The 25,579-nt window shown below is 59.0% G+C and carries 25 protein-coding genes; 15 read left to right on the top strand and 10 right to left on the bottom strand.

What is annotated here, in order from left to right:
• Positions 1 to 117 precede the first annotated feature (117 nt).
• Positions 118 to 1,311: an enoyl-ACP reductase FabV gene (gene fabV / locus ACFWHB_RS13645; RefSeq protein WP_106887202.1), complete on the bottom strand. Its 1,194-nt coding sequence runs from the start codon at positions 1,309 to 1,311 to the stop codon at positions 118 to 120.
• 299 nt (positions 1,312 to 1,610) lie between these two features.
• Here fabV and ACFWHB_RS13650 point away from each other — a divergent pair, with 299 nt between their 5' ends.
• On the top strand, positions 1,611 to 2,066 hold the full coding sequence (locus ACFWHB_RS13650; protein WP_395948656.1) for a DUF4124 domain-containing protein: 456 nt from the start codon (positions 1,611 to 1,613) through the stop codon (positions 2,064 to 2,066).
• A 321-nt stretch (positions 2,067 to 2,387) separates the two neighbouring features.
• The gene (locus ACFWHB_RS13655) at positions 2,388 to 3,686 is read left to right on the top strand and encodes a methyl-accepting chemotaxis protein (RefSeq protein WP_394293348.1); all 1,299 of its coding nucleotides are present in this window, start codon (positions 2,388 to 2,390) and stop codon (positions 3,684 to 3,686) included.
• 79 nt (positions 3,687 to 3,765) lie between these two features.
• Here ACFWHB_RS13655 and ACFWHB_RS13660 read toward each other — a convergent pair whose 3' ends face one another.
• Together ACFWHB_RS13660 and ACFWHB_RS13665 are read right to left on the bottom strand one after the other, a co-directional pair.
• Positions 3,766 to 3,963: a hypothetical protein gene (locus tag ACFWHB_RS13660; protein ID WP_395948657.1), complete on the bottom strand. Its 198-nt coding sequence runs from the start codon at positions 3,961 to 3,963 to the stop codon at positions 3,766 to 3,768.
• Positions 3,964 to 4,024: 61 nt separating this feature from the next.
• On the bottom strand, positions 4,025 to 4,921 hold the full coding sequence (locus ACFWHB_RS13665) for a DMT family transporter (RefSeq protein WP_395948658.1): 897 nt from the start codon (positions 4,919 to 4,921) through the stop codon (positions 4,025 to 4,027).
• A gap of 111 nt (positions 4,922 to 5,032) precedes the next feature.
• On the opposite strand from ACFWHB_RS13665, the gene rsxA reads away from it, so the two are divergent.
• From rsxA to gloA, 8 genes are all read left to right on the top strand, one after another.
• A complete protein-coding gene (gene rsxA, locus ACFWHB_RS13670) occupies positions 5,033 to 5,614 on the top strand; it encodes an electron transport complex subunit RsxA (RefSeq protein WP_106887207.1) in 582 nt (193 codons plus the stop codon).
• Positions 5,615 to 5,618: 4 nt separating this feature from the next.
• A complete protein-coding gene (gene rsxB, locus ACFWHB_RS13675) occupies positions 5,619 to 6,185 on the top strand; it encodes an electron transport complex subunit RsxB (RefSeq protein WP_139744889.1) in 567 nt (188 codons plus the stop codon).
• Positions 6,186 to 6,199: 14 nt separating this feature from the next.
• Positions 6,200 to 8,560: an electron transport complex subunit RsxC gene (gene rsxC / locus ACFWHB_RS13680; protein ID WP_395948659.1), complete on the top strand. Its 2,361-nt coding sequence runs from the start codon at positions 6,200 to 6,202 to the stop codon at positions 8,558 to 8,560.
• A gap of 3 nt (positions 8,561 to 8,563) precedes the next feature.
• Complete coding sequence (gene rsxD, locus ACFWHB_RS13685) at positions 8,564 to 9,616, top strand: electron transport complex subunit RsxD (protein ID WP_139744532.1); 1,053 nt, start codon at positions 8,564 to 8,566, stop codon at positions 9,614 to 9,616.
• Between the two features lie 43 nt (positions 9,617 to 9,659).
• Positions 9,660 to 10,292 carry an electron transport complex subunit RsxG gene (gene rsxG / locus ACFWHB_RS13690; protein ID WP_168234758.1) on the top strand — a complete coding sequence of 211 codons (633 nt, stop codon included), beginning with the start codon at positions 9,660 to 9,662 and terminating at the stop codon, positions 10,290 to 10,292.
• Positions 10,293 to 10,330: 38 nt separating this feature from the next.
• Positions 10,331 to 11,089 (top strand): electron transport complex subunit E, encoded by a 759-nt coding sequence (locus ACFWHB_RS13695; RefSeq protein ID WP_025326537.1) that lies wholly within the window; start codon positions 10,331 to 10,333, stop codon positions 11,087 to 11,089.
• Positions 11,090 to 11,119: 30 nt separating this feature from the next.
• The gene (nth, locus tag ACFWHB_RS13700) at positions 11,120 to 11,761 is read left to right on the top strand and encodes an endonuclease III (protein WP_043129311.1); all 642 of its coding nucleotides are present in this window, start codon (positions 11,120 to 11,122) and stop codon (positions 11,759 to 11,761) included.
• Between the two features lie 80 nt (positions 11,762 to 11,841).
• Positions 11,842 to 12,249 carry a lactoylglutathione lyase gene (gene gloA, locus ACFWHB_RS13705; protein WP_025326535.1) on the top strand — a complete coding sequence of 136 codons (408 nt, stop codon included), beginning with the start codon at positions 11,842 to 11,844 and terminating at the stop codon, positions 12,247 to 12,249.
• A gap of 82 nt (positions 12,250 to 12,331) precedes the next feature.
• On the opposite strand, the gene ACFWHB_RS13710 is transcribed toward gloA, so the two are convergent.
• Positions 12,332 to 13,963, bottom strand: a complete 1,632-nt coding sequence (locus ACFWHB_RS13710) for a methyl-accepting chemotaxis protein (protein ID WP_395948660.1) — start codon at positions 13,961 to 13,963, stop codon at positions 12,332 to 12,334.
• A 336-nt stretch (positions 13,964 to 14,299) separates the two neighbouring features.
• On the opposite strand from ACFWHB_RS13710, the gene ACFWHB_RS13715 reads away from it, so the two are divergent.
• From ACFWHB_RS13715 to ACFWHB_RS13735, 5 genes are all read left to right on the top strand, one after another.
• A complete protein-coding gene (locus tag ACFWHB_RS13715) occupies positions 14,300 to 15,229 on the top strand; it encodes a ZIP family metal transporter (protein ID WP_106887213.1) in 930 nt (309 codons plus the stop codon).
• A gap of 432 nt (positions 15,230 to 15,661) precedes the next feature.
• The gene (locus ACFWHB_RS13720; RefSeq protein WP_395950206.1) at positions 15,662 to 16,420 is read left to right on the top strand and encodes a substrate-binding periplasmic protein; all 759 of its coding nucleotides are present in this window, start codon (positions 15,662 to 15,664) and stop codon (positions 16,418 to 16,420) included.
• A gap of 109 nt (positions 16,421 to 16,529) precedes the next feature.
• Positions 16,530 to 17,222, top strand: coding sequence for a 5'-methylthioadenosine/S-adenosylhomocysteine nucleosidase (gene mtnN / locus ACFWHB_RS13725; protein WP_395948661.1), 693 nt, complete (start codon positions 16,530 to 16,532; stop codon positions 17,220 to 17,222).
• A gap of 26 nt (positions 17,223 to 17,248) precedes the next feature.
• Entirely contained in the window at positions 17,249 to 18,181 is a 933-nt protein-coding gene (locus ACFWHB_RS13730) for a cobalamin biosynthesis protein CobD/CbiB (RefSeq protein WP_395950207.1), read from the top strand.
• Complete coding sequence (locus tag ACFWHB_RS13735; RefSeq protein WP_395948662.1) at positions 18,174 to 19,019, top strand: cobalamin-binding protein; 846 nt, start codon at positions 18,174 to 18,176, stop codon at positions 19,017 to 19,019. The genes ACFWHB_RS13730 and ACFWHB_RS13735 overlap by 8 nt, the downstream gene beginning before the upstream one ends.
• A 277-nt stretch (positions 19,020 to 19,296) precedes the next feature.
• On the opposite strand, the gene ACFWHB_RS13740 is transcribed toward ACFWHB_RS13735, so the two are convergent.
• From ACFWHB_RS13740 to flaB, 6 genes are read right to left on the bottom strand one after another with little or no spacing between them, the layout of a single operon-like run.
• Entirely contained in the window at positions 19,297 to 21,417 is a 2,121-nt protein-coding gene (locus ACFWHB_RS13740) for a motility associated factor glycosyltransferase family protein (RefSeq protein WP_395948663.1), read from the bottom strand.
• A gap of 13 nt (positions 21,418 to 21,430) precedes the next feature.
• A complete protein-coding gene (locus ACFWHB_RS13745; RefSeq protein ID WP_317841089.1) occupies positions 21,431 to 21,724 on the bottom strand; it encodes a hypothetical protein in 294 nt (97 codons plus the stop codon).
• Positions 21,721 to 22,134, bottom strand: coding sequence for a flagellar export chaperone FliS (gene fliS, locus ACFWHB_RS13750; RefSeq protein ID WP_395948664.1), 414 nt, complete (start codon positions 22,132 to 22,134; stop codon positions 21,721 to 21,723). Before fliS ends, ACFWHB_RS13745 begins: the two co-directional genes overlap by 4 nt.
• Positions 22,135 to 22,171: 37 nt before the next feature.
• On the bottom strand, positions 22,172 to 23,560 hold the full coding sequence (gene fliD, locus ACFWHB_RS13755) for a flagellar filament capping protein FliD (RefSeq protein ID WP_395948665.1): 1,389 nt from the start codon (positions 23,558 to 23,560) through the stop codon (positions 22,172 to 22,174).
• Between the two features lie 28 nt (positions 23,561 to 23,588).
• Complete coding sequence (locus ACFWHB_RS13760) at positions 23,589 to 24,011, bottom strand: flagellar protein FlaG (RefSeq protein ID WP_395948666.1); 423 nt, start codon at positions 24,009 to 24,011, stop codon at positions 23,589 to 23,591.
• Positions 24,012 to 24,050: 39 nt separating this feature from the next.
• On the bottom strand, positions 24,051 to 24,986 hold the full coding sequence (flaB, locus tag ACFWHB_RS13765; RefSeq protein WP_395948667.1) for a flagellin B: 936 nt from the start codon (positions 24,984 to 24,986) through the stop codon (positions 24,051 to 24,053).
• Positions 24,987 to 25,579: the final 593 nt, after the last annotated feature.

Below are 25,579 nucleotides of genomic sequence, written 5' to 3' on the forward strand. Positions count from 1 at the left end.
GCCTAGCGGGTTTGATAGTGAAAAAAGGTGATCGCGGATAATAAACCTGCGGCAACAGCTTGAATGAGCGGCAAAAAAAACAGGGCCCCGCAGGGCCCTGTTGTCACGCTGTCAGGCTCAGAGCTCGACCACGTCGAAGGTCACGTCCGGATTCACATCCGCATCGTAATCCACCTCGTCCAGACCGAAACCGAACAGGCGCAGGAACTCCTGCTTGTAGCCGGCGTAGTCGGTGAGCTCAGAGAGGTTCTCGGTGGTGATGGAGGGCCAGAGATCGCGGCAAGTCTGCTGCACGTCTTCACGCAGCTCCCAGTCATCCATGCGGATGCGGGCCTGCTCGTCCAGCGCCATGTCGGAAGCGTAGAGACGGGTACGCAGCATGCGATCCACCTGCTCCATGCAACCTTCGTGGATGCCCTTCTCCTTCATGATCTTGAAGGCCATGGAGATATAGAGCGGCATCACCGGAATGGCAGAGGAAGCCTGGGTCACCACGGATTTGAGCACGGCCACGTGGGCGGTGCCGCCCTTGGCAGCCAGATCGCCACGGATGGCGGTGGCGGCGCGGTCCAGATCTTCCTTGGCGCGGCCCAGGGTGCCATGCCAGTAGATGGGCCAGGTCAGGTCGGTGCCTATGTAGGAGTAAGCCACGGACTTGGCGCCGTCGGCCAGCACGCCCGCATCACGCAGGGCTCCCATCCACAGCTCCCAGTCCTGACCGCCCATGACGGTGATGGTGCTCTGGATCTCTTCCTCGTTCGCCGGCTCGACGGTAGCGGTGATGATCTGATCCTTGTTGGTGTCGATAGCGGTGGAGGTGTAGACCTCGCCGATGGGTTTGAGGGCAGAGCGCACCACTTCGCCGGTGTCCGGCATCTTGCGCACCGGGGAGGCCAGGGAGTAGACCACCAGATCGATTTGACCCAGATCCTGCTTGATGAGCTCGATCACCTTGGCGCGGCACTCGTGGGAGAAGGCATCGCCGTTGACGCTCTTGGCGTAGAGACCGGCCTCTTTGGCGGCCTTGTCGAAGGCGGCGGAGTTGTACCAGCCGGCGGAGCCCGTCTTGGTCTCGGAGCTCGGCTTTTCGAAGAAGACGCCAATGGTGGCGGCGCCGCTACCGAAGGCAGTGGCAATCCGGGAGGCCAGACCATAACCGGTGGAGGCGCCGATCACCAGTACCTTCTTGGGACCATTCTCGATGGTGCCCTTGGCCTGGGTGTAAGCAATCTGGCGACGAACATTGGCTTCACAACCGACCGGGTGGGTGGTGGTGCAAATAAAGCCGCGAACCTTGGGTTTTATAATCATGTTGGGTCTCGACACCGTTAAATGAATGAAATCGGGGCATAAGATACCTCATTGTGGCCCGTTATGGTGCTCTGATGTGTTGAACTGCGGGGAAAACCGGCCAAGATCCCGCCGTTTGTCACCTCAATCCACAGCCCATATGCCGATCGCCAGATCCCGGCGGGTGCACGAGGGTGCCCGGACGAGTGGCGACACGACAGGGGAAAGGGCCGGCTCCATACTGGCGGCGTCGATAGTGGCTGATTGTCTGGCCAGGGCCTCTGTACTACTGTGCAAAGAGAGGATTCAAGGAGGAGTCTATGTCACCCGTGCTGATTATCACGCTTGGCTGTCTGGTTGCCGTCACAGCCCCGGCTGTCCGTGCCGATGTCTATCAATGTACCCGCAACGGCCAGGTCACCTTCAGCGACATCCCCTGCAGCAGTGACGCCAAGCCGCTGCCACTCAATATCTACACCCCCTCCCCCGAGGAGGTCGAGAGGGCCACCAGACAGACCAGGGAGATCGAAGAGAACCTGGCCAGCGGCCAGAAGCAGCGCCAGATAGACGCGCTTCGCGCCGAGATGGAGACAAAGAAACAGCAGATGAACCGTGAGATAGCCGGTGACAACAACGAACAGAGGGCGACGACGACAGAGACGAGCGATCTCGAGGGCAGCGTACGCTCTCCCAGGAGGCAGGCCGTGGCGCGCCAATACCAGAACGAGATGGAGGCGCTGAACAAGAAGATAAACACCCTCCAGCAGTCAAAATAATCCCCTCCCCTGCCCTGTGCACAGGCCCGTTTTTCACCGGATGGGCTCACTGCCCGCACAGTGACACCAAAAGGTAACACAATCGTCAGTGCCAACAGGGTCACCCTCATGCCACTATCAGGTCTGGCTGTTCGCCAGTATCCGGCCAGGAGCAATCTTCGTTAGAAACCTGATTGAGGGAGAAAAATTCATCAGGATTGAAATTAAATATTCAAAAAGTTGATTCGGAGTCGATGAAGCTTCATCAGGCAGCAATGCTATTGTTAATTCACTCAGATTACTGTCGGTCTGTCATTCAAGGGTCTCATGGAGGAGCTCCGTATGTTCTGGAATCACAAAGCAAGCAAGGAAGCGAGTGAACAGGTGGCGAAGATGGCGGAGCTGGGTGCTTTCGAGCAGGCCATCCAGTCCCAGGTGCCTTTCATCCTGTTTACCCCGGCGGGCATGGTCACCTTCGTCAACGACCTCTTCCTGAAGATCGTGGGCTTTCAACGTGAGGAGGTAATTGGCAAGCACCACAGTGCGCTCTGCTTCCCCGAGGACGTCAAGACCCGTGATTACGAGAGCCTGTGGCAGGATCTGCGCGGCGGCATCTCCCGCAACGGCCGCTTCATCCGCCAGTCGAAGTCGGGCAAGGCTATCTGGCTGGAGGCTACCTATTTCCCCATCATGATCGATGGCAAGGTGGCACGCGTCGCCAAGGTTGCCTCGGACGTGACCCAGCAGCAGTCCTCCCTGGAGCGCACCCAGGCCCTGCTGGCGGCGCTGGACAAGTCGCTGGCGGTGATCGATTTCCAGCCGGACGGCACCGTCATCACCGCCAACCAGAACTTCCTCCACTGCTTCGGCTACCGGCTGGAGGAGGTGGTCGGCAAACACCACCGCCAGTTCTGCGATCCGGAGTTCTATCAGAAAAATCCCAACTTCTGGCGCGATCTCGGCTCGGGGGACATCAAGTCCGGGCTCTTCATGCGCCTTGGCAACCGCGGGGAGAAGATCTGGCTGGAGGCGACCTACAACCCCATCTTCAACCACGAGGGCAAGGTGGTCAAAATCATCAAGCTGGCGAGCGACATCACTGAGCGGGTGGAAAAATCCATCTCCACCCGGGAAGCTGCCCAGAAGGCCTGCGCCATCGCCAGCGAAACCGTCGCCAGTGCCGCCAAGGGGCGCGAGGTGATCGACAAGGTGCTGGAGACCTCCTCCCACATCAACACCTCGGTCAACGAGGTGAGCAAGCAGATAGACCTGCTCAATCAGCAATCCAAGAGCATAGAGTCCATCATCTCCACCATCAGCGGCATCGCGGATCAGACCAACCTGCTGGCACTCAATGCCGCCATAGAGGCGGCCAGGGCCGGCGAGCAGGGCCGGGGGTTTGCGGTGGTCGCCGACGAGGTGAGGCAGCTGGCAGCCAGAACCTCGACCTCCACCAACGAGATCGTCTCCGTCATCAAGCACAACTCCGACATCACCTCCAAGATCACCCAGACCGTCTCAGTCGTCTCAGGCAAGGCGGTGGCGGGGCAGGATCAGGCCAACATCATCGCCGACGTCATCAAGGAGATCATCGAAGACGCCAACTCCGTCTCGGACACCGTCAAGAGTCTCTCCATCTGAGCCAGGAGTGCGCCATCCAATAACAACGCGGGGCCAGGCCCCGCGTTGTTTTTTGTCAGCCAAGAGGCTTGAAGAGGCGTCAATCCTCCCCCTGCAGATAGCGCCTCGCCTCCTCGTCGGCCTGATCCAGGGCCAGCTCCCACAACTCGGCGATGCACAGCCCCTCCTCCCCCACCGCTGCTTCCTCCAGGGCCTCCAGAGCCCTGGCATCGGCCAGGGTAAAAGGCTGGTGGCTCAGCAAGGTCTTGGCCTCGGCCAGCAAGTTCATGTCGCTCATGGTGTGGCTCCTTCATGGCCAGCATAGGTCCCTGTCCAGACTGTAGCCGATCGGCGGGAAGTCAACTCTGGGCGGCGGCGCTGCGCACCCGGTGTTTGCCCACGGGCAACTGGCCGACCCCGATGCCGGCCAGCACGGCGGCGCAGGCAACCCATTGCAAGGCACCCTGCGTCTCCCCCAGCAGCAGATAGGCGAGCAGCAGGGTAAAGACAGGGATGAGGTTCACATAGGCGGCCGCCAGGGTCACCTTTACCTGAGTCACCGACCAGTTGTAGAGCAGGTAGGCGCCAAGCGTCACGAAGGCGCCGAGGAAGAGGATGACCCCCATGTCCTGCCAGTCCCAGCTGATGGGCCAGGGTTCGCTGAAGGCAAAGGGGGCGAAGAAGAGGGTGCCGACGAAGGCCTGCAGGGCGGTCAGGGTCATGACGCCGTAGCGGCTGGAGAGCTTCTTGAACACCACCGAATAGGTGGCGGCGCAGAGCATGGCCCCCATCTCCAGGCTGTTGCCGAGCAGGGCGTTGGGGGCGAACTCATCCGCCCCCTCGGCCAGCCCCAGCAGGGCGATGCCGCAGATGGCGATGGCAAAACCCAGCAGCTGGCGGCGGCTCACTCGCTCCCTCAGCAGCACGAAAGCCACCAGGGCCACCATCAGGGGCAGCAGCGCACAGACCATGCCCGCCTGCCCGGCACTGGTGTAGCGCAGGGCGTTGACCTCCAGCAGGAAATAGAGGCAGGGCTCCAGGGCGCCCATCAGGGCCAGCCAGCGCCAATCCCCCTTCTGGTAGCTGAACCGGCCAAGCTGGCGGTAGCAGAGCAGCCAGCAGCAGGAGGCCACCAACATCCGCATGAAGAGCACCTGGCCGAAGGACCAGACCTCCAGCACATGTTTGAGGGCGATGAAGGAGCTGGACCAGAGCAGCATGGCCAGGGTGAGGGTCAGTATGGGTAGCGGGCGCACAATGCCTCCATGAATTGGGCCCCCGAATAATAACCATACGGCCTTGCGGTTGTCTAAAGGCACCTAACATCAGATAATACCGCCGCCTTCACACCGGAAAACCCATCGTCAATGACTGAGTACCTGCTTTTACTGGTCAGTACCGTGCTGATCAACAACTTCGTGCTGGTGAAGTTTCTCGGCCTATGCCCCTTCATGGGCGTCTCTGGCAAGCTGGAAACCGCCATCGGCATGGGACTGGCCACCACCTTCGTGATGACGCTCGCCAGCGCCTGCTCCTATCTGATGGAGCACTATATCCTGATCCCGCTGGACATCGCCTATCTGCGCACCCTGGGCTTCATCCTGGTGATCGCCGTGGTGGTGCAGTTCACCGAGATGGTGATCCGCAAGAGCAGCCCGACCCTCTATCGCCTGCTCGGCATCTTCCTGCCCCTCATCACCACCAACTGTGCCGTGCTGGGCGTCGCGCTGCTGAGCATCAACGAGCGCCACAACTTCATCCAGAGCATCATCTACGGCTTCGGGGCTGCCTGCGGTTTCTCGCTGGTGCTGATCCTGTTTGCCGCCATGCGTGAGCGTCTGGTGGCCGCCGACGTGCCCACCCCCTTTCGCGGCGTCTCCATCGCCATGGTCACCGCCGGCCTGATGTCGCTGGCCTTCATGGGCTTTACCGGCCTCATCAAGATATAGCGCTATGACTCACATACTCTTTGCCATTCTGGTGCTGGCCCTGCTGGCCCTCTCCTTCGGCATCATTCTGGGCTATGCCGCCGTCAAGTTTCATGTGCAGGCCGACCCCATAGTCGACCAGCTCGATGCCCTGCTGCCCCAGACCCAGTGCGGCCAGTGCGGCTACCCGGGCTGCAAGCCCTACGCCGAGGCGCTGGCCAACGGTGATCAGATCAACAAGTGCGTGCCCGGTGGCGACGCCACCATGCGCAAGATAGCGGATCTGATGGGGGTCGAGCCCCAGCCGCTGGACGGTGGCGACGAAGCCGCCGCCCCCGTCAAGAAGGTCGCCTTCATTCACGAGGACATGTGCATAGGTTGCACCAAGTGCATCCAGGCCTGCCCGGTCGATGCCATCCTGGGCGCCACCAAGGCGATGCACACCGTCATCGCGGCCGAGTGCACGGGGTGCGATCTCTGCGTCGACCCCTGCCCGACCGACTGTATCGAGATGATCCCGGTGCCGACCACGGTCGACAACTGGAAATGGGATCTGGCCAAGGTCGCCATTCCGGTCAAGATAGTGGAATAAACAGCGGAGTAACCATGCAGCATCTGCTAGAACGCATCAAAGCCGGCACCCTCTGGGATTTTCACGGTGGCATTCATCCTCCCGAGAACAAGCACCAGTCCAGCCTGACCCCCGTCGTGGACGCGGGTCTGCCCCCCCAGCTCATCATACCGGTGCGCCAGCACGCGGGCCCGGCCGGCGAACTGCTGGTACGGGTGGGCGACAGGGTCAAGAAGGGCCAGCCCCTGACCCGTCACGACAAGGGGCGCATAGTGCCGGTGCACGCCTCCACCTCGGGCACTGTCACCGCCATCGAACAACACACGGTGGCGCACCCCTCGGGCCTTGACGATCTCTGCGTCATCCTGACCCCGGACGGGGAAGATGCCTGGGGGACGCGCAACCCCCAACCCGACTACTGGAATCTGGATCGGGGCGAACTGCTCGAGCGCATCCAGCAGGCGGGGGTCGCGGGGCTCGGCGGCGCCGTCTTCCCGACTCACAGCAAGCTCGATGGCCGCGGCCAGCTCACCGAGATCCTGATCGTCAACGGCCTGGAGTGCGAACCCTACATCACCACAGATGATCGCCTGATGCAGGAGTATGCTGACGAGATCATGGACGGCATACGGGTGCTCAAGCACCTGCTCAAGCCGAAACTCACCCTGATCGGAGTGGAAGATAACAAGCCTGCGGCCATCGACGCCCTGACCCGCCATGCCACAGACCCGGATGTGCTGGTCAAGTCGGTGCCGACCAAGTACCCCTCCGGCGGCGCCAAGCAGACCATAGAGCTGCTCACCGGACGCCAGGTACCCAAGGGGGGCCGGGCGGTCGACATGGGCATCATGGTGCTCAACGTCGCCACCGTCTTTGCCATCAAGCGCGCCATCATAGACGGCGAGCCGCTCATCTCGCGCATCGTCACACTCACCGGGGATGCCTTCAAGCAGCCGGGCAATGCCTGGGTGCGCCTCGGCACGCCGGTTCGCTGGCTGCTGCAACGCTTCGAGCTGCAACCGGAGGCGGATCAGCGGGTTATCATGGGGGGCCCCATGATGGGCTTCACCCTGCCCCATGCCATGGTGCCCGTGGTCAAGGCCACCAACTGCCTGCTCTCCCCCACCCGCGCCGAGCTGCCGCCCCCCGGCCCCGAACAGGCCTGCATCCGTTGCAGCGCCTGTGCCGACGCCTGCCCCGCCAACCTGCTGCCCCAAGAGCTCTACTGGTACAGCCGGGTCAAGGAGTATGACAAGGCCGAGAAGCTCAACCTCTTTGACTGCATAGAGTGCGGGGCCTGCGCCTGGGTCTGCCCGAGCGAGATCCCCCTGGTGCAGTACTACAAGATTGCCAAGGATGACATCCGCGAAGTCCGTGCCGAGGCCGAGAAGGCGGAGCGCGCCAAGCAGCGTTTCGAGGCCAAGCAAGCCCGCTTCGAGCGGGACAAGGCCGCGCGGGAGGCTCGCCACGCCGAGGCCGCAGCCCAGCGTCGCCAGGCCATGGCCGCGGCAGGGGGGGATGATCCCGTCGCCGCCGCCCTGGCCCGCCTCAAGGCCAAGCAGGAGGCCGCCAGCGCAGAAACCCTGCCGGACAACGCCGCCATGATGGCCGCCCGCGAGGCGCGCAAGCAGGAGGCGCTGGCGCGCCGCGCCGCCAAGGCGGTCGAGACCGCTGAGTCTGATGATGCCGGCACTGCTGTCGTTACCGAGACCGATCCCAAGAAGGCTGCCATTGCCGCCGCCCTGGCCCGCGCCAAGGCCAAGAAGGCCGCCCAGGCTGCCGGTGACGAGGCCAGCAACACAGCAGCCGCTCCGGGCGAGCCGGTGGCTGAGCCCGCTGCCGAGATCGATCCCAAGAAGGCAGCCATCGCCGTCGCCCTGGCTCGCGCCAAGGCAAAGAAGGCTGCCCAAGCCGCCGGTGACGAGGTCACAACCGACTCACCCGCCGCCCCGAGCGAGCCGGTGACTGAGCCTGCCCCCGAGGTCGATCCCAAGAAGGCGGCCATCGCCGCCGCCATCGCACGCGCCAAGGCCAAGAAGGCGGCCCAGGCCGCCGGTGACGAGGTCGTATCCGACGCCTCAGTCTCCTCAAGCGAGGCCGCGAGCGAGCCGGTGGCTGAACCCGCTGCCGAGGTCGATCCCAAGAAGGCAGCCATCGCCGCCGCCATAGCACGTGCCAAGGCCAAGAAAGCGGCCCAGACTGCCAGTGACGAGGTCGTATCCGACGCCTCAGTCTCCTCAAGTGACGCCCCGAGCGAGCCGGTGGCTGAGCCCGCTGCCGAGATCGATCCCAAGAAGGCAGCCATCGCCGCCGCCATAGCACGCGCCAAGGCCAAGAAGCTGGCGGCCGACGCCGCGGCGAACACCTCTTCCCCTTCGACCGACAAGAGCCACTGATCCATGTTCAATCTCGCGAGTGCGCCCTTCGCCCATAACCGCAAACAGACCCAGACCCTGATGCTGCTGGTGATCCTGGCCTGTCTGCCCGGCTTCCTGGCCCAGACCTGGTTCTTCGGCTGGGGAACCCTGATCCAGACCCTGCTGGCCCTGGTGACGGCGCTGGGCTGCGAGGCCCTGGTCCTGCGCCTGCGTGGCCGCCCCGTCAAACCGGCCCTGCTGGACGGCAGCGCGGCTCTCACCGCCGTGCTGATCGGCCTCTCCCTGCCCCCCTTGCTGCCCTGGTGGATGCTGGTACTCGGCACCGCCTTTGCCATCATCATCGCCAAGCACCTCTATGGCGGGCTCGGTCAGAACCTGTTCAACCCGGCCATGGTGGCCTATGTGCTGCTGCTGGTCTCCTTCCCGGTCCAGATGACCAGCTGGCTGCCCCCCTCCAGCATCGCCGCCTACGGGGTCGACTTTGGGGACGCCGTCTCGGTGATCTTCACCGGCTTCAGCCTGGACGGCTACAGCCTGGCGCAGCTCAAGCAGGGGGTGGATGGCCTGACCATGGCCACCCCCCTCGACACCCTGAAGACGGGCCTGACCCAGGGGCTCACCGCCAGCGAGGTGATGACTCATGCGGTGTTCGAGGGCTGGGGCGGGATTGGCTGGAGCTGGGTCAACCTGTGCTACCTGCTGGGTGGCCTCTTCCTGTTGCAGCAAAAAGTGATCAACTGGCGCATTCCCACCGCCGTGCTGGGGGCCCTGCTGCTCTCGGCCACCCTGGGCTATCTGGCCACGCCGGACGCCACCGCCACCCCCATGCTGCACCTGTTCAGCGGCGCCACCATGCTGGGGGCCTTCTTCATCGCCACCGACCCGGTGAGCGCGAGCACCACGGCCAGGGGTCGCCTCATCTACGGCGTGCTGATCGGCGTGCTGGTCTACCTCATCCGCCGCTTCGGCGGCTACCCGGACGCCTTCGCCTTTGCCGTGTTGCTGGCCAACCTCTGCGTGCCGCTGATAGACAGTCTGACTCGCCCCAAGGTCTATGGGGATCGCCGCAAATGACTTCATCTTTGACTTCTCATACCCGCGGAACCGGAGCCACTACATGTTAAAGAGCATGCGCAAAAACGGCGTCACCCTGGCCCTGTTCGCCCTGGCCTGCACCGCCATGGTGGTGCTGACCAACGAACTGACCCGGGATCGCATCGCCCACCAGCAACAGCTGGAGAAGCTGCGCACCCTGGAAGCCTTGCTGCCGGCGGGGAGCTATGACAACGATCTGGTGGCCAGCTGCCGGCTTGTCACCAGCCGCGAGTACCTGGGCAGCGATCAGCCCATGCCGCTCTATACCGCGACCCTCAAGGGGGTGCACACCGGCTATGCGCTGGAAACCGTGGCCCCCGACGGCTACAGTGGTGCCATTCGCATGGTGGTCGGCACCGATGCCAAGGGGGCCATCAGCGCGGTGCGGGTGCTGGCCCACAAGGAAACCCCGGGTCTTGGGGACAAGATAGAGCTGAAAAAATCGAGCTGGATAGAGAGTTTCGTCGGCAAGTTCCTCACCAGGGAGAACGCGGCCAGCTGGGCGGTGAAGAAGGATGGCGGCGAATTCGACGCCTTCACCGGCGCCACCATCACCCCCCGCGCCGTGGTCAAGGCGGTGAAAAACCTGCTGCTGCTGCAACAGGAGCACCCCGAGCTGCTGCAAGAGGCCCCCTCCTGTGACGCCACCCCCTAACACCGGAGCCCCCTATGGCACATACAACGGAACACGCAATGGAACAAGTTGATGTGATTGACGGCCAGAGCCCGGCCGAGGAAGGCAACAGCCGCCGCGAAGAGCTCAAGGAGCTGATGCTCCAGGGGCTGTGGAAGAACAACCCCTCCCTGGTGCAGGTGCTGGGGCTCTGCCCGACCCTGGCGGTCTCCTCCACCTTCACCAATGCCCTGGGGCTGGGTCTTGCGACCATGGTGGTGCTGATAAGCTCCAATCTGGCCATCTCCCTGGTGCGCAACTGGGTGCCCAAGGACATTCGCATCCCGGTCTACGTGATGATCATCGCGGCCCTGGTGACCAGCGTGCAGCTGTTGATGAACGCCTACACCTATGGCCTCTATCAGGCGCTCGGCATCTTCATCGCCCTCATCGTCACCAACTGCGTCATCATAGGCCGGGCCGAGGCCTATGCCTCCAAGAACCCGCCCCTGCTGGCGGCCATCGACGGCTTCATGATGGGGCTGGGCTTCACCCTGGTGCTGCTGGTGCTGGGGGGGCTTAGGGAGATCATCGGCATGGGCACCCTGTTCGACGGCGCCGATCTGCTGCTGGGGGACTGGGCCAAGTCCCTGCGCATCGAGCTGTTCCATGCCGATGCCAGCCTGCTGCTGGCCATTTTGCCGCCGGGGGGCTTCATCGGCCTGGGCCTGCTCATCGCCGGCAAGAATGCCATCAACGACTGGATGGGCCGCAAACAGCGTGCCGACAAGGCGCACTGCAGCCTGCCCGCAGCCGGTGCCCGCGCCACCCAGCTCTGAGGGCTGGCACCAAGACAGACATGAGACTCGATGAATAACCAAAAACGCAGAGAGATACTGGAGCGGTTGCGGGAGAACAACCCGCACCCCACCACTGAGCTCAACTTCACCACGCCGTTCGAGCTGCTGATCGCCGTGCTGCTGTCGGCCCAGGCGACCGATGTCAGCGTCAACAAGGCCACCGACAAGCTCTATCCGGTGGCCAATACCCCAGCCGCCATGCTGGCTCTCGGGGTGGACGGCGTGAAGGAGTACATCAAGACCATAGGCCTGTTCAACACCAAGGCCGAGAACGTCATCAAGACCTGCGCCATCTTGCTGGAGCGCCACGGCGGCGAGGTGCCGGAGAACCGCGAGGCACTGGAAGCCCTGCCCGGGGTCGGTCGCAAGACCGCCAACGTGGTGCTCAACACGGCATTTGGCTGGCCCACCATAGCGGTCGACACCCATATCTTCCGGGTGTCGAATCGCACCGGTTTCGCGGTGGGCAAGAACGTGGATCAGGTGGAGGAGAAGCTGCTGAAAGTGGTGCCCGCCGAGTTCAAGCTGGATGTGCACCACTGGCTCATCCTGCACGGGCGCTACACCTGCCTGGCGCGCAAACCACGCTGCGGCTCCTGTATCATCGAAGACCTGTGCGAGTACAAAGAAAAGGTCTACCCGGAGAGCTGACGGCGACCCCTGATATCCAGCCGTTGGCCTCACGACCTAGATTGAAAGCAGTACCAATCACCAACCCGGAGAATTGAGCAATGAGAATTCTGCATACCATGCTGCGCGTCGGCGACCTGCAACGCTCCATCGACTTCTACACCCGCGTGCTGGGCATGACACTGCTGCGCAAGAGCGAGAACAGCGAATACAAGTACACCCTGGCCTTCGTCGGCTACGGTGACGAAAAGGACGAGGCCGTCATCGAGCTCACCTACAACTGGGGCGTGAGCGAGTACGAGCTGGGCTCTGCCTACGGCCACATCGCCCTGGAAGCGGACGACATCTATGGCACCTGCGACGCCCTGCGCGCCGCCGGCGCCAAGATCACCCGCGAGCCGGGCCCGGTCAAGGGGGGCACCACCGTCATCGCCTTCGTGGAAGACCCGGACGGTTACAAGATTGAGCTGATCGCCAAGAAAGACACAGGGACCGGCCTCGGCGTCTGAGCCAGACCGACACCCTGGTGGTGACATAGCAAACGGGGCCCTGGGGCCCCGTTTTTGTTGGTACTCTGCCAGCCGTCCACCATCAGGCGAGGCGGAAACGGCCTATGGTCTGGCGCAGGCTCGCCGCCAGCTGGCTCAGCTCCAGACAGGCACGGGCGGTGTGATCGGCGCCGGTCGCCACCTCGTTGGAGGACTCGTTGATCCGCTCCACGTTGCGGCCGAGCTCGTCGGAGACCGCATCCTGCTCACCGCAGGCGCTGGCGATCTGGATCGCCATGTCGGCAATCTGGCCGACCGCCTCCTCGATCTGCTGGATCCCCGAGCTGGTCTGCTCGCTCTGGCTCACGCACTGGCGGATCATCTCGCAGCTCTGGCTGGTCACTGCCTTCGCCTGGTTGGCGCGGGCCTGCAGGGTTTCGATGATGGCGACTATCTCGCCGGTCGAGGCCTGAGTGCGGCCCGCCAGGGTGCGCACCTCATCGGCCACCACCGCAAAGCCGCGGCCCTGCTCGCCGGCGCGGGCCGCCTCTATGGCGGCATTGAGCGCCAGCAGGTTGGTCTGATCGGCGATGCCGCGAATGACGTCCACCACCAGGTTGATCTGGGCCGATTCGCGCTCCAGCTCCGCCACCAGAGTGCCCGCCTGCTCCATCTCCTCGGCAACCCGGGTGATGGCCACCAGGGCGCCCTGCACATCCTGATTGCCGCGACGGGCCAGGGCATTGGCCGAACTGGCGGATTCCGAGGCGACCTCGGTGTTGCCCGCCACATCGGCCACCGTCGCCTTCATCTGGGCCATGGCGGTTGCCACCAGGGAGATCTCCTGCTGCTGGCTCTGGATCCCCTGGGCCGACTGCTCGGAGACGGCGCTCACCTCCTCGATGGCGGCCCCCAGCTGGGTCACGGCGGCGACCACCTCCTCGATGAGACCGCGCAGGTTGTCCTGCATCTTGAGAGAGGCACTGGCCAGCATGCCCAGCTCATCCTGCCCTATGTGCTGGCGATCCAGCCTGTGGGTCAAGTTCCCCTGCGCTATGGCGTTGGCCTGGGCGACCACGGCCTGCAGCGGCAGGCAGATCTGGCGCGTGAGGAACCAGGTCATCACCCCCATGAACAGCAGCAGGGCGCCGATGCTCAGAGTGGCGAAGGTCGTCACCATGTTGACGCTGCCAAGCAGGCTGCCACGGTTCTCCTTGACGAAGCCGAGGTTCACCTCCACCAGGGCGTTGACCCCCTGCTCCAGCTCGGTGTAGCTACCGTTTGATTGGAACAGCGCGTCCCTGGCCTGCTCCTTGAGCCCCTGCACCAGCAGGCTGTCGACCCGGTTGACCGCGCTCAGGTAGTGCAGCCACTGCTGCTTGGCCCGGTTGAACACCTGGCGCTCATGCTCGGCCCCGACGGTGGCCTCATAGGCACTCAGGGCGCGCTCCACCTTGGCCACGCTCTCCTGGATGCGGCCGCGACGGGCCTGCTGATCGGCGGTGTCCTCGATCATCAGCAGGGCAAACTGGGCGCGGCGCACATAGGAGACGTCGTAGAGCAGGTTCTCCACCGAGATCACGCTCGGCAGGGTGGAGTCGGTGAAATTCAGCACCCGATCCCGAACTCCGCGCAGCTCGCTGGCGAGAAAAAGACCGAATATCACGTTGATGGCGGCGATTACCGCAAAGACCACGGCAATCTTCTTGCCGATGGAGAGGTTCTTGTAAGACATGTTGGCTGGTGATCCTCGACTGCTGATAAGCAGGTGCACAGTGGCGATCACATCCGTGTAAGCGGTGACCCGAGACTCCTGACGGGAAAATGAAACAACGCGAACGAGCGGGGAAGCGCGTTCGCAGGCGCGCACCCTATCACAGCTGCCGCCCTCGCTCATCCCTCTCGTGTTGCACAGGGCCATGTCGTTTGGCATGGGCCCGGGATACAAGAGCGACCGGATGACCACAAACTTGAGCCGATTGCCCCAATCGCCCCGCCATCATGGACAAACGGGAGGCCAGGTTATGTAATGGCCCTCTCGTCTCTCCCAACCACAGTCCCCCGAGGCCCCATGGATAACGCATCGACCCTCAGCCCCCCTTGGTCAGTCCAACTGCGCGAGCAGATACAGGAACGCCCCCTCATCGCCCTGGGACTGCTGCTCGCCCTGGCCGCCGTCCTGCTGCTCCTGTTGCAGAGCCTCATCATGCTGGCGGCCGGTGACATCAGCCCCGGGGTGCGTTATGGCCTCATCGGCGGCGTCGCGGGGTTTGCCGCCACGGCGCTCGGCGCCCTGCCCGCCCTGTTCCTGCGATCTGTCCCCCAGCGGGTGGAAGACGCCATGCTGGGCTTTGCCGCCGGCATGATGCTGGCGGCCAGCGCCTTCTCCCTGCTGCTGCCGGGGCTGGAGGCGGCCGAGGGGATCACCGGGGACGGTTTTCTCGCCGCCGCCGTGGTGGTGGCCGGCATGACCCTGGGAGTCTTGCTGATGCTGGGGCTGGATCAGTTCACCCCCCACGAGCACGACAAGACGGGCCCCTGCGGCCCCGGCCACGAGAGCTGCTCCCGGGTCTGGCTGTTCGTCTTTGCCATCGCCCTGCACAACCTGCCGGAAGGCATGGCCATCGGGGTCAGTTTCTCCCAGGGGGACATGGCAGTGGGGCTGCCGCTCACCACCGCCATCGCCCTGCAGGACATCCCCGAGGGACTGGCGGTGGCGCTCGCCATGTCCGCCGCCGGCTTTCGTCCCTCGGTCGCCGTGCTGGTGGCCATCGGCAGCGGCCTGCTGGAACCGCTCGGCGCCCTGCTCGGGGTCGGGCTCGCCAGCGGAATGGCCATCGCCTACCCCATAGGTCTCGGGCTCGCGGCCGGCGCCATGTTGTTCGTGGTCTCCCACGAAGTGATCCCCGAAACCCACCGCAACGGTCACCAGACCCATGCCACCCTGGGCCTGATGGCCGGCTTTGCCTTGATGATGACGCTGGATACGGCCTTGGGTTGATATGGGCTTGAGAGGCCAGGGCTGGATGCAAGCCGTCTTTTCCCACTCAGTGATCCCCGGACCTGATGGCGAAATTTGCCCTGATGATGACGCTGGATACGGCCTTGGGTTGATAAGGGCGCGAGAGGCCGGGGCTGGATGCAAGCCGCCTTTTTCCACCCAGTGATCCCCGGGCCTGATGGCGGGATTTGCCCTGATGATGACGCTGGATACGGCCCTGGGTTGATATGGGCGCGAGAGGCGGGGGCTGGATGCAAGCCGCCTTTTCCCACCCAGTGATCCCCGGGCCTGATGGTCGGTTCGCTCTGATGATGACGCAAGATACGGCCCTGGGTTGATAACACGCTGATAAATAGCCTAATGTCTAGTTCCTTGCGTTCCTGATCCGGCTGATGATGGGTGCGCGTCGCCCCTATCGAGACCCTGTATGAGATGATCGTCCGGATGGCTCTGCTGCTTTGCCTGCTTGCCCCAGCCAGTGGGGCCGTCGCTGCCACCGAGGTTTACCACACGGCGGCGCAAGCCGATTCGGCCCCCAAGTACCTGACCCTGGCGGGAGGGAAGACAGGGGGGATCTGCGTCGATCTGTTCCGGCGGATGGAGGCGCGGGAGCCGGCCCTGCGCATCGCGGGAGATCAGAGCACCCTGCCCCTCAAGCGCCTGGAGAAGAAAGTGCGACACGGCCAGCTGGATTTCATCTGCGGCGTGGGGGACAGCCCGGAGCGGCGCAGCCAGTTCGTCTACCTGCAACCCGCCATCTTCACGGTGCGCTACCACCTGGCGGTACGCAGCGACGATCCTGTCGAGATCCACCGCTGGGAGGACGTCAGGGCACTCAGTCAGCAGGGGATCATCCTCATCAATCACGGCAGCGGCGCCATCGCACGGCTCCAGGCCATCGGCGGCCTCATCATCGACAGCGGCGGGATCGGCAGCAAGGCCAACTACGACAAGCTGCTGATGAAGCGGGGGCGCTTCGTCTACTACCGCTCCCCGGGGTTTGAATCCGATCTGCGCGAGCACGGGCTGGGGGAGCGGATCCGCATTCTCCCCACTGTGATGGAAGAGACCCCCTTCTACATACTGTTCCACCGCCGCACTACCCCGGAGCGGCTGGCGCTCTTTGCCAACACCTTGCAGCAGCTGGCCTCGAGCGGCGAGCTGGCCGCCCTGGTCGATCACTACCACTGACGCAGGAGATGCCACGGCAGCCCCACAGGAATGCTCGGCGCCACCGCCAAGTTTTGTTATCATCCCCGCCAACTTTTCCGGCCCAGCGGCCACAGAGACGAGGTAGATGATGAAAGTAGGTATTATCGGCGCCATGGAGCAGGAAGTTGCCCTGCTGCGCAGCCAGCTGAGTGAACCCACCACCCTGCGACTGGGCGGCTGCGAGTTCTATCAGGGCCGTCTGGCCGGTAAAGAGGTGATCCTGACCCGCTCCGGCATCGGCAAGGTTGCCGCCAGCGTCGCCACCAGCCTGCTGCTGGAGAAATTTGCCCCCGACTGCGTCATCAACACCGGCTCCGCCGGCGGCTTCGCCCAGGATCTGCACATCGGAGACGTGGTCATCGCCAGCGAGATGCGTTTCCACGACGTGGACGTGACCGCCTTCGGTTACGAGATGGGCCAGATGGCCCAGCAGCCCGCCGCCTTCCCCTGCGATGACAAGCTCATCGCCCTGGCCCAGGCCTGCATCGCCGAGCAAGGCAAGCACCAGACCAAGGTCGGCCTCATCTGCACCGGTGATCAGTTCATGTGCAAGCCGGACGCCATCGCCAAAGCCCGCGCCGACTTCCCGCAGATGCTGGCAGTCGAGATGGAAGGGGCCGCCATCGGCCAGGTATGCCACATGTTCAAGGTGCCCTATCTGGTGGTGCGCGCCATGTCCGACATCGCCGGCAAGGAGCAGGTGGAATCCTTCGATGCCTTCATCGAGGTGGCGGGTCAACACTCCGCCGAGGTGATCATGGCGCTGCTCGGCAAGCTGTGATCGACACCATCCCCTGGGACGCCCTGATGACCGCCCTCGCCTCGACGACGGCGGCCATCATGGTGGGTGCCGCCCTGCTGGAGGCCCTGCTGCCCTGGCCCGCCCGTTTCAGGCCCGGCACCACAGTGCCGCTGCTGACCCGCCTCGGCCACAAGGTGTATCGCCCGGACGGTTCCCCCTGTCAGCAACGCCAGGCGGGGCTGCTGGCCCTGCTGGTGGTCTGGGTGCCCTGCGCCGCCGGCCTCTGGGCGGTGCGCAACCTCTCCCTCTCCGAGCCCCTGTTCGACCTGCTGTTCCTGCTGCTGATGCTGGAATCACGCCCCCTGCGGGAGCTCGCCCAGGCGAGCCGCGCCCTGGCAACCCAGGAGACGCTGGTGGTGGCGAGGTTGCAGGCCGGGAGCTGGCTCAGGCGAGAGACGAGCGCCCTGTCGGTGATGGGATTGAACAAGGCGGTGAGCGAGACCTGCGTGCTGCGCCTGGTCGGCCAGTGGGCCGGCCCCCTGCTGGGCTTTGCCCTGGCCGGGGTGCAAGGGGCCCTGCTCTGGCGTCTCGCCCAGCTGATGAATCAGGCCTGGAGCCCGAAACAGGCGGAGTTCGTCCACTTCGGCCGCGCCGCCAGTGCGCTCTATCAGGGGCTCTGCGCCCCCGCCATACTGCTGCTGGCCCTCCCCCTCGCACTGACCCGGTTGCGTCAGCTTGGGGGCAAGCTGCGCCTTGCCCTGCGCTGGCCCTATCCGGCCATGGGCGGCCTGCTCAGCCTGCTGGCACAGAGCACGGGCTGCCGCCTCGGGGGCCCCCGCTACTACCAGGGCCAGCTAGTGCGCCTCCCGGTGTTTGATGAAGGTGCCGAACCCGATGCCACCCTGCCCCGGCGCCTGCTCCATCGCCTGCTGCTGATCGGCTGGGGTTGGCTGGTGCTCTCGCTGCTCCTGACCCTGATGACACTTCGCCATGGTTAACCTTATCCCCCATCGCACCCTGTGCCTGTTGCTGTGCCTGCTCGGCTGGCCCCTGTCCGGTGCGGCGGCCACCCCGCAGCGCATCATCAGCCTCACCCCCCACCTGACCGAGCTGCTGTACGACATAGGGGCCGGGGATCGCATAGTCGCGACCGACGATGCCTCCGATTTCCCCCCCGAGGTGGCGCCCCTGCCCCGGGTCGCCAACTACCGCAGCATCAACCTGGAGGCCCTGCTGGCCCAGAAGCCGGATCTGGTGGTGGCCTGGCGCTCGGCCCAGTCCCGCATGCTGGCCCCCGTCGAGAAGCTCGGCATCCCCGTCTTCTACTCGGAGCCCACCGACTTTGCCTCCCTGGCTACAGAGATGCGCAGCCTGGGGCGCCTGCTCGGCACCCAGCAGAAAGCCGACCAGCAGGCCGACGCCTATCTGGCCAGGCTGGATGCGCTGAAACAGCGTTACGGCAAGCCCAAGCCGGTCTCGGTCTTCTATCAGCTCTGGTATCCACCGCTGACCAGCGTCAATGACTCGACCTGGCCGGGCCACGCCATCAGGCTCTGTGGCGGCCGCAATATCATGGCGGATGCCAGCTCCCCCTACCCCCAGGTCGGGCTGGAGCAGGTGATCAAAGCCAACCCCACGCTCATCCTGGCCGGCAGCCGGGATCCTGCCGTGCTGGCCCACTGGCGTCAGTGGTCCATGCTGGATGCCGTCAAGCAGCAGCGGCTCGTCCTCATCAACCCCGATGAGCTGCACCGCTTCACCCCGCGGGCCCTCAATGCGGTGGAGCAGCTGTGTGAGGCCATCGTACTATCAACGACTCATTCTCAGGCAAGTTGAACTTTGAAACTTAAAGCCATATACATGCCGTCTAAGGCTAATAACACATCTGACTCTTGAATACCGTTGGCATGATAGTCACATGGTCAACAGAGCTATATGAAAAAGGTTTGCTAGAGATCACATGTATATTGAATTACCATCAAGCTGGTAGTATATAATTACTCTACCCTCTACTGCATTTTGAAATATATAGGAAGCTGATTTTAATAAAAAACATATAATATCTCGACATCCTTTTATATGTATAGAAATATAAAACCAGGCCTTTATATAGTTAAAGATCAGATTTTTTTTCTACCGCATTTTTTCTATAGAGATGGACAATTTCACAATCTGATTCATCAATAAAGTTTAGAGCCTCAGGATATGTGACTTTCATTGTTTTGAAAAAGTCGATCATGATTTCAATAGCAGGCCTAACCACCTGTTCGTCCATATCTTCATCATCAAATGAATACATGATGGTATTTATGAAGGAGAAAAAATAATTTATTGACCCTACCAGAACTCTATGAATGTGATGCTGGCGGGTTTCTGATATATATACCAAGTACTCAAAATGCTTTTGCATGAGCTCAGAAATTTCATCACGACTGGTCCCGGTAATACTCCAATCCGATATGAATCGATCCATTATGTCATCAAAAAATTCGAACGCCATGAAGGATTCAATTTCTTCCCTTGAGATACCCAAAACAGAGAAAAACTCATTATATATACGATCTGCCAGCTTATGCTTATCGACAACCCTACCATTCTTCATTATTATATTGTTGATACGCAGTGGTGTTGCGCCTTCTATTTCCGCACCATCGCTGCAGTTGAAACATGCTATTTCTTTATTAGCTCTCAGTAGCGACTCCATTGATTTTATGGAAAGGCAGAACAGTCTACTTGCCGTAACATCACCACCAAAATTTCCAGGGACTATACAACCACTATTCTGCGCTATTAGTTTAGTCAACATTTCTATAGGTTGACCATCATCATCATAGTAAGCACTGTATTTTGAATGATGATGAGATATATTCCTATATCCATTGTCGATCCCAAAAAGATATATCTCTTTAAACCCCAACGTTACAGCATAGCTTAGCCCAGTATTACCAACAAATGGATTCACTCCGTTTAGATGGGAATATTTATGGACTTTATCAATATTTCGCATTAAAAGTGAGTGCATAGGCTCATGGGGCTTGAATCCAACTGCCATACGATCAAAATATTTATGGCATTCAGGGTGAATAATGTCCACACTAAGAAACAAAATATCTTTTAAATATTCATCATCATTAAGCAACGCAAGAAAATCAGCTGAACTCTTTGTTCTCTCGACAGCCAGCAGTACATCCGGTTTGATACCTGCTTTATGAAGTGCGGTGATACTACTACCACAGGCGAATATGAAAAATTTGCCTTGGTTATTTTTAATAAATGGAATAGCTTCATCTAAAGAAGGTCCATTACCCACAACCAAAGCAGGGAGCCCATTACTCAGCAATGAAATATCGTTACCTTTTAATAAAAAAGGAACTTTGTTTTCAATGTTCTTTGCACTATGCGCCAGCGCAAACAAATTATCATCAAAGAATCCCCATCCTGATTTTAGAAGATAAAACTCTTTTGTTATACGCTCTGTTAATGAAAATATCTTATCTGAAGGATAATGCCAAAAACCAAACAAACTGGATATCCAGAATGCTCCGCGTCGATGCAAGACAGGCAATAAATCCTCCATTAGGCTATCTTCATCTTGCCCTAAGAATAAATGAAGACTTAATCCTTCTTCATTCAAATGTTGAAGCAGAGAGTACCAGTCAAATGAAAATAACGATGCGTAAAACAAGTCAAGGTCAGGTTCAAAAACAAAGAGATTTTTGACACTGCATCTTTCATAAAGATATGACAATTGATACCCTAGCCCCACACCAAACATCATCACCATGGGAACATGGTTTGGAATGCGGCTCAATTTTTCGAGTGAATTTTCTGCTTCATCATACAACTCACATAGCTTGTTCAGATACTGAACGTGAGCCTGATTGAATAAATCATTTTCCACACTAAAAGCAAACTTCTCAATCTTAGAACGACATAATACTTGATCTATTTGAGACTCTGAGTATTCGTAGGGGTTTTCGCCATAAAAAGAAACTTCATTGTCAAGCCACAAGATATTAGGTATGCCATTTTCATTACAAAAAAAACGAAACGGACGAATAGAATTATATTCCTTGAATTGTTCATAAACAGAGGGAATATACTTCTGAAATGCAGCCATGTTATTATCAAAACGAACAGGAAGAATATCAATCATAGCCTGCTCTTGTTCTTTCTGTCGCTGCAAGCGAATGATTTCAGCTTCAATATTCTGTATATCTTTATCCATATTCATGAAGGAGCCCTATCTATCGTGAATGCACTTTATACAGCTGGGTAGCTTTGTCCGCAATGACTACATCGTGTAGCCTACGTTGTATATCAACTTTCTTCTGGGAAACAATCAACATTAGCTTTTCATTATGATTCAATGTCTCTTTTGCTGCTTCAATTAACTCAATGGAGTAGCTATTTTCAAGTGTAAGCTGTTGCAACAACATCAGTCGCTCATCCATTATCTGATGAGCAAAATCCAAATTGTTTTCGGTGATGGCTAGTTCAAGTCTGATTGCTGACTCTCTCAGAATCTCGGCATGTGTCATATGCTTGCCTGTTGGCTTAATGCCTGCATTCGATCATCTAATGGTATGGAGTCCCATCCACTCTTAATTGTCAGCATCAGTTGGCCTACTTCGTCCAAAGGCACGACATCCATATTGCGGCTGGCATCCAACAAGCGCTGCTTCATATAATCATAAAGAGCAAACAAATCTTCTGGCACTTTGCCATAGGAGAGATCCAGCGCATCCTGCAGGCCATTGATAATGGCCATGCACTTGGAGATGGCAACCGACTTGCCTTCAAAATCCCTGCGCTCTATTGCCCCTTTCGATTGAGCGAGACGCTCGATACATCCTTGCATCATCAACTGAATGACACGATAGGGATCCGCCACAGCCATCTCTGCTTGAAGGTTTTGGGTGGTGTAGGCTTTGATGTTCTTACGATACATGGTTGCTCCTCCTCACTCGGGATCGCGAAAATACAACTCAGGATGATGAACCTGAGGTATTAATAAGACTCAGATAGGATGCCGACTGATTCATTTTGGCAAGTAAGGTATCCAAACCACCATAACGAGCCCGTAGACTGGCTTCATATTTCACCAATTGGGCCGAGGCATCGGATTCTTTTTGCGCCAGTGTCCGTAGATCAGAGTTGAGAGAATCTTCTCGCTGGGCAAGCAATCCTCCGGTCTTGGAATAATCCTCCAGAGAGGTCGCCAACTTGCTAGCCACTCCGTTTTCGCCCCCGAAAATGGCCACTACTTGCTCAAAGTTTTTATCAAGTGCCTCATCAAACTTCTCACTGTCAAGAGAGAGTACCCCCTTGTTATCCATCTTGACCCCAAGCTGGAAAATAGTGTCAAACACGTTCGAGTTGTCAGAAGGGGTGATGAGAAGACTGCTCATCTGATTGACTACACTTCGAGTCACTGAGTCACCTGCAAGTGCTCCACCATCATCCTGGCTCTGCCCGGCCACTATACTATTGCGCTTACCCAAGACATCCGCTTTGCTGACCAAGGTGTTGTAACCATCGATAAAGCTCTTGACCATGGTTCTGATACCATCTTTATCGGTGGCAACATCAACCTTGTTGGATTTGACATTACCGTCAGTATCTTTGTCTGATTCACGCAACACTGTGACTTTCAATCCTATGATGGTGCCATCAAAGGTATTCGTGTCACTACTGAGGGGGCTGCCATCTACCGTGATTTCGGCATTGCTGGCACTCTGAGTTTTGGTCAGTGAAGAAGCAAAGCTGGTTATGCCAGCTGTACTACCCGTGATCTGCAGATCCTTGCCGGTACCACTTACACCTGAATCCATCACAAGCTTGGCCTTGCCATCCGCAGTATTGATGATGTTGGCCGTCAGCCCAAAGTTGTCACCGTTATTATTGATTTTCTTTCGAATAGTCTGAAGGGAATCGCCAGCTTTGACCTCAACATTGAATTTCTTGTCCCCAGCAGTAAAGGTGAGAGTGCCATCTTCAGTCGCCAGTGGGGCTGTCGAACTGTCAAAAGTCCCTTCGAATTTGCTGGTAGTTGCCAATTTATTGACAGTTATATTGTACTGGCCATTAGAAGCCCCTGCCTTGCTCTCTATCTTGAGGATGGGGTTGTCTTTGTCTTGGGTGATATTGACGGCGCGTTTGTTGAATGCATCCGTCTTCGCCATGTCCTTGAGGGTGGTAACATAAGAAGCAATTGCAGATTTCAACTGGCCCACCCCAGAAAGCGTGATCTGGGCATTGGTCTTCTTGGTGGTGATTGGCTGCTGGAGCTGTGCCTTTCTGGCGTTCAGACTGGCGGTGATCACGCTTTCCAGATCGAGACCAGATCCGGCCCCTGCTGAGGTAATTGTTGCCATTCTCTTTTTCCTATTCGTTATGAATCGCTCAGATCTCGCTGTCGAACAGCAAGCCGATCCTTGGGTTTGCCCCTGCCTGTCCCTGCTGCAGAGCCTGGATCCGTTTGTTGATAGCGATGAGCTCTTCGCTGGGGATCTGACGGATCACCGATTGGGTATCAGCATCCATCACCTTGATCACCACCTGTTCCAGCTCTTTTTCCACGCTGAAGTTCACTGTCCAGCCTTGAAGTTGAGCAAACTCATGCAAGCTTTGTACCTGTTTTTCGATATCAGCCTGAATGTGTTGCACTGAATGTTCAAGTCCATTTGCGCCCCTCCGTTCCTGCTGTACAGCCTTGGCCTCTTCCATCGCACCAGAAAGTAATTGAGCGGCCACTTGGCCGCTCTTGTCACTTAGCTGTACGGAAGCGCCACTGGCAGATGACAGATTTCCGAGTTCAGTTGTCATCTCTTCTCTCCCATATCTCAATCAGCAAGCTGTCTACGATTAGCCGAGCAAGGACAGTGCTGACTGCGGCCGTTGGTTAGCTTGTGCCAAGATGCTGGACGCAGCCTGCTGCAGAATATTCTGCTTGGTCATGTTAGCCGTTTCAGTCGCAAAGTCCGCATCACGAATACGGGAGCGTGCAGCACTCAGGTTTTCAGAGATATTGGACTGGTTGCGGATGGTTGAATCAAAGCGGTTTTGTACCGCCCCCAGCTCAGCCCGCTTGCTGTCGACTGCCTGGATCATGAAATCCAAATTAGCCATTGCAATCTGTGCGCTAGAGCCTGTAGAGCCTGATATGTCATCAATATCAGCCCATGTCACTTTTGATGTACTTCCTGTTGAAACAGTCACAACCCATGCATCTGCTCCCGTTGAATTTGTAGATGTAATCGCTGCGACGCTGGCCTTGCCCTTCGTCGCACTGGCAATACCGGACATGGTAAAGGCTGTGGTCATCTTGAAAGAGATCGTCTGTCCTGCATCAGCCCCTACTTGGAAGGAACCCTTATAGTTACCATCCAGCAGCTTCTGACCGCCAAAAGTGGTATCGCCTGCGATCCGATTGATTTCTGTAGTCAGTTGCTTGTACTCGGCCTGCAACGCATCCCTGTCATCTTTGTTATTGGAACCATTAGCAGACTGCTGAGCCAGGGTACGCATCCGCTGCAGCATGGATGTCACTTCATCCATGGCCCCTTCGGCGGTCTGAGCGACGGAGATACCGTCGTTGGCGTTGCGGTTGCCTTGATCCAAGCCATTGACTTGGGAAGTCAAGCGGTTGGAGATCTGCAGGCCTGCCGCATCGTCCTTGGCGCTGTTGATACGCAGACCGGACGCCAGACGGGTATAAGAGCTATCCAGAGATTTGTTGGTGTTCATCAAGTTACGCTGGGCGTTCAGTGATGAAGTGTTGGTATTGATATACATAGCCATAAAGAATTTCTCCTGATGAACAAGAAACTGCGGGCTCTGCTTGCGTCAGTGCAGCCAGGGTCCCACCGTTCAGATGGACAGATTGAACAGTCTGTACCATCTGGCGGATCCTCTGTTTGAACGGACATAGGACCCGCAGTTGCGCAAATATTGGATTTCCGAACACCCCTCAATTTGCTTCACACTCTGTAGCGGCAGCCCCATCGGAAGCTTTAGGAAATTTATTGCCGCTCTCATCAACAGAGAGGCAAAGCTTCTCCGCCCAGAATGAGCACTACTGGCAATGGAACATCATCTTCAGGTCGTAACGAATTTAGAGAAGGGGATTTACAATCGATGCACCATCCAATGGAGAATTGGCATGTTTTGTGCTTAGGTTGATGTGTCGTCGATTTTCAGACGCCCATAAAAAAGGCCGACAATGTCGGCTAAAGAAGAGCTTACGCTCAGGAGAACAACCTCGAGGGTGACAGAGTGAACGATCTGCGCAACACTCGAGGGGTATACCAATAAGAGAATCTCTCTTTCGATAGGACAAGGCGTAAATCCGAACACCCCATTGTTCCATCTTGCTTACCAGGGCGGCCTGAACA

The sequence above is a fragment of the Aeromonas mytilicola subsp. aquatica genome, assembly GCF_044336385.1.
GTDB classification, from domain to species: Bacteria; Pseudomonadota; Gammaproteobacteria; order Enterobacterales; family Aeromonadaceae; genus Aeromonas; species Aeromonas rivipollensis.